Below are 4,574 nucleotides of genomic sequence, written 5' to 3'. Positions count from 1 at the left end.
GGAACCGACCGGAACGGAGGCCCCAGCGGAAATAGCGATGCCCATGATGGACCCAAAGGATGCGCTCAGCAGTAGCCCCAATCTTTTCTGAATGACGAAGCTTTTGCGTTTTCTACCCGCCTAGCAAGCTTCTGAGAGCTTTTGCCCGAATCTTAGCTACAGCTGCCTCTTGCATCGCTTGCTCGTAAGCCAGCCGCTAGAGCACTTTCGATTACAAAGATCCGCTGCCTCGGGAAGTCCTCTCGGAACCTCGGGCATGCCTCAGTCTTTACTTTCCGAAAGAGAAGGGCTGCCAGGAGAAGAGCTTGTGCTTGGGCCGAGGTACTCTAGGACCTCCGGGCTCCTCCGCCGCCTAAAGTCCCACCAAAAACCCATGGCCCTGGCTCCAAAGAAAGCCCAGGTTGGCGGTACTGACCATCCCCCCGGTCCCCGAGCAAAGACCACCCGGCGCTAGCCCAAAGCGCTTCTCTTTAAATCCTCCACTACCGTCAGGACCGTTTCCAATCCTCTAGATCCCCTAGGGAATTCATGGTGGGCAATTGGAAGAGCCATTGGCTATTGCTCATCCCCAAAAGGATCTCTGGCGATTCCGTCCCCGCCGGTCCCGGGCTATAGCCAAACTAAAGCGAGCTCCTCCGGACCCTCTCCTTCGAAGTAGGAAGAGCTCAAATCGTAGAAGACCATCTTGGGCTTCAAGGAAAAAAGATCTTTAGGCCCAAGCAAAAAGGCCCTCTTCGATCTTCCCCTTCTTTTGAATTAAGCTCATCCAGCGTCTGATACCAGGGACAAAGGAAGCGGTGGGCCACCTGTACCCGACCGTTTTGCTTCCACACCGGCTTTAGTCCGTCCCCCCCGCCGATCCGGGACATAGTCAGTCTCTAACCACTGGGAAGAGGGCATGTTCGCTTCCCGAGCAAATCAACCGATGGGCTACAAGAACAAAAGCTCTCCTTGCCTTGGGAAAGAACTTGCCGCCTATAGAGCAGCTCCCCCCAAAAGCTAAAGGAAACCCCAACTCCTCCCACAAAGCCCTGGCTAATAGTCGCGGGCCCCAAACCGCCGCCAGTTCTGGCTTAGAGCTCTCCGTCGTCTTTGCGCGCGGCTCCCCCGTTAAAAGCTCTACAAGCCTGTCCACATGAGGAGCCAAAAGCTCCTTACGCTAGAAGATTCGCTATAGACCAGCTCTCTAGATTTTCCCTCGATCGTAGTAGCTTGTAACACTATGTTTCTGCAAAAATAGCTCCCTCTCCTCTAGAGCACCTCCAAAATCAGGCGATTTTCACCAAACATGGGTGAGTGTCTTTTTTCTTGAAAGGAGCTGGTTTTTTTTTAAGATATACTTTCTCTATAATTTATCATTTTATCTTTTATCTGAGTAATATAAAAGATCTACAAAAATACAGATAACATTGAATTTTTTAATGATACCCTTTAAGCAAAGAGATTGTTGGATAAAGGGTTTTTAGAACAAGTTTTTAAAAGAGAAACGGTAAGAATATTATTTTTTATCTCTAAGTAAACAAGGATTATTTTAAGTAAATATTTCGTAAAATTAAAATCTCTTCAGGCTTGAGGCAATGGGATCTTACCACTTATTTTTAAACTAATAAATAAGAATATAAAATATTTCTTGCATTTGAGTATCTATAGTTATATTTATAAAAAACTAATTTATAGGAGATATAATGAAATTTGAACTACCTTTAACATGGAAAAAATCAACCCATCAGCCTCACTTGTATGCCATTATGGATTCTAAAGGGAAATGGATTGCTGATGTACCTGATGAACAAACAGCTACTGTTATTGTTTCTTCTTTAACTGAGACCATGAAGAAAAGTCTCGAGGATGGGGAACAAAAGACCGGTGCCATTGAAAAACCAAAAAAAGGAGCCACTACAAAGTCCTTCCAGCAATACAATAGGCTAAAAAAATAACCAAAAGTTTTTTAGTCATTCTTTAGAGTTTGAGAGGAGCAGTGCGCGCTTTAGTCAAAAAGACTTAAGCTTTTCTAGCTATTTTCTCTTAAAAGAGAAAGTATTTGAAAGAAAATCTTTTCTTTTATGACAAGCGTAAGAAATAGTTTTTTCTGCTCAGTTGAGATAGCATTTTTTTTTTACTAGAGATCTTCTTTTGATTTTCTTACAAGCCGTATTATGGAATATGGATTTTGGAATAGCTTATTGATTCTCTTTGGATCGTTATGAGTTATTTCCCCAACATATTAGATATTCTATGAATCTATTTTTTACAAGGAATAGAACCATGTGCTTTTTCTCAACTTAGATTGATTGTATCTTTTCTTTTTATGAGGCAATTTCTTTTATGATCCGACGACTTTCGCTTGAAAATATACTGAGTTTCCAATCCCTTCGTGATCTTGAGCTCAAACAACTCAACGTTCTTGTGGGGCCTAATATGTCTGGGAAATCTAACCTGCTTCGTGTGCTTAAGTTTTTGTTCCGTGCCATTAGTCCTCCTCCAATGGGAGTGGGCGTGCAGCAAGCTATCCTTGAATATGGAGGAATGCCTGAGCTTTGTTGGAAGGGAAGTCAAAAGCATTCTTTTAGAATTGAGATAGAAATTGAATGTTTTAGGAAAGGTTTGGGCAGTAGGGTTTATGAATATGGTCTTTGGGTTGAGGAAAGTTCCTCTAGCGTAGAAGTAAGAAAGGAGTATTTATACCGATTGGAAGAAGAAAAGAAAGAACCAATATTTGAAGCGGAACGAGGAAAACTTCAATTCCTTACTCCTAAGATGTTTCTTTTAGGCACAACATTTCCAAGGGAAAAATCCTTTCTAGAAGTCTTTGGTATTAATGAGTTTGAAGGAACAATATTTCGTCAACATATTTCGCAATGGCGCTTCTATCGACTTATTCCCTCTGTCATGAGACAACCCTATGTTGGTGCCTCTATCCCTATTCTGTTTGAGAATGGTCAAAATTTTTCAAGCTGGTTGGCTTTTTTAATGCAAAAGGATAGCCAATTTTCTACTCGGTTTAAACAAGTCGTTACCGATCTTTTTCCTCATATCAAGGATATAAACCCTGTTCAAACTGTCTATGGGCCTATGCTTTCATTAAATGAAAAGTATCTAAAGCGAGACTTCATTCCCAATCAATTTTCCGATGGGGAGCTCATTTGTCTAGCTTTTCTTGCTCTTATCTTAGCACCAAACAAGTATGGAGCTCCTCTTTTTTGCATAGAAGAACCTGAAAATTTTCTTCATCGTTATCTTATAGACAATCTAGTCGAAATCTATTTACAACGCCTACGAGAGATTGAACAAAATGAACAAAATGCAGCGCAATTGCTCATTACTACGCATTCTCTGCATCTGATTGATAAAGTTAATATAGAAAACCTTCTAATTACATCCAGAAAGGAAGGTACTACGCATATTAGCCATCCAAACAATAAAGCAGAAGTTCAAGAAATCCTTTCCCGTAAAGAACTTGGTCTGGGCGAACTCTTTTATTCAGGAACGCTAGAGGAGGAGGATTAGTGGGATGTATAGGAATCATTGTAGACGGGCAATATGATGAAGAAGTCATTAGGGTTTTGGTTAAGAGGCAATATCCAAAGCGTAAACTAAAAATCATTAAGGCCCTTCAACAACGCAAATACACAAAAATAATAAGCTTAATGGATGCAAATAAAGGCGATGTGGATGGATTTATCTGGGTTACTGACGCTGAGCAGGAAGATCCAGAGGAATTAAAAAATCGTATGGAAAATGAAGTGAGAAAAAATAGGGAAAGAATTTCACGACCTGTTCAATGTGTGGTTGTAGTCCGTATGTTAGAAGCTTGGCTTCTAGCCGATCATGCTGCTCTTGAAAAAGAATTAAATATTAGTGTTAAGGAAAATATTAGTGTTAAGGAAATTCCCAACCCCGAAGAACTCCAACATCCAAAAAATGAACTAGAAAGTCTATTTCGCAAAGTCAACAAAATCTATACGAAAGAGGCAGCCAAAAGGATAGCTGAGAAATTGGATATGGATAGGGTGAGAGAAAAATGCACAAGTTTCGCTCAGTTTATGAGCGCTTTGTCAACGCTAGCCGATTAGCTAATTTTTTTAACAAGCACAAAATGAAGATGTAAAAGAAAAACCCTGGTCCAATTCCCAAGTACCATCCACTGCTTGGAATAAAGTCTTCTGGCCAGATATAGATAAATTTGGCATAGACAAGAAGTTGTTTTTCTTTTTCTTTTTGTAAGCTACCAACCTTTCCGTAGACCGTAATAAAGCGGCCTTGGGCATAAATTTCTGGATCCAGAAAATCCTTATCCCATGTTTGGTGGAACTTTTTTTAAGGTGCTGATTATCAATAAGGTTTTTTCAATGTGTCACTATGCGAGGGTTTTAGGAGTTATTTTTGGGTTTCCAAGGCAATAATCAGCCAATTCGGAGGGCAGAAAGGATCCGGCCGCCCGTGTTGGTTTCCCGCCGTGACTCCGCGGTGTTTGGTGCCAGCGATGTCTGCCTCGGGCGTCTTTGGACGGTGCGTGGTGAGTCAGGGCCTCTTCGGGGAAAAAGAGGAGCTTGGCTGTCTTAAGTTTTTTCTCC

At 41.4% G+C, this 4,574-nt stretch carries 4 protein-coding genes; 3 read left to right on the top strand and 1 reads right to left on the bottom strand.

All coding sequences use genetic code 11. The features are described 5' to 3' along the window. Positions 1–1,685 precede the first annotated feature (1,685 nt). The 3 genes from A7Q09_RS06965 to A7Q09_RS06955 all read left to right on the top strand — a co-directional run bounded on the left by A7Q09_RS06965 (position 1,686) and on the right by A7Q09_RS06955 (position 4,073). Complete coding sequence (locus tag A7Q09_RS06965) at positions 1,686–1,937, top strand: hypothetical protein (protein ID WP_134390618.1); 252 nt, start codon at positions 1,686–1,688, stop codon at positions 1,935–1,937. A 388-nt stretch (positions 1,938–2,325) separates the two neighbouring features. After that, positions 2,326–3,507, top strand: coding sequence for an AAA family ATPase (locus A7Q09_RS06960; RefSeq protein ID WP_134390616.1), 1,182 nt, complete (start codon positions 2,326–2,328; stop codon positions 3,505–3,507). After that, a complete protein-coding gene (locus A7Q09_RS06955) occupies positions 3,507–4,073 on the top strand; it encodes a DUF4276 family protein (RefSeq protein WP_134390614.1) in 567 nt (188 codons plus the stop codon). Before A7Q09_RS06960 ends, A7Q09_RS06955 begins: the two co-directional genes overlap by 1 nt. Here the strand turns inward: A7Q09_RS06955 and A7Q09_RS11485 are convergent. Continuing rightward, positions 4,042–4,284 (bottom strand): hypothetical protein, encoded by a 243-nt coding sequence (locus A7Q09_RS11485; RefSeq protein WP_394346627.1) that lies wholly within the window; start codon positions 4,282–4,284, stop codon positions 4,042–4,044. The genes A7Q09_RS06955 and A7Q09_RS11485 overlap by 32 nt on opposite strands. Positions 4,285–4,574 lie beyond the last annotated feature (290 nt).

The organism is Methylacidiphilum sp. Yel, assembly GCF_004421185.1.
In the GTDB taxonomy this organism is placed as follows: domain Bacteria; phylum Verrucomicrobiota; class Verrucomicrobiia; order Methylacidiphilales; family Methylacidiphilaceae; genus Methylacidiphilum.
This window is presented reverse-complemented; position numbering and strand designations above follow the sequence as displayed.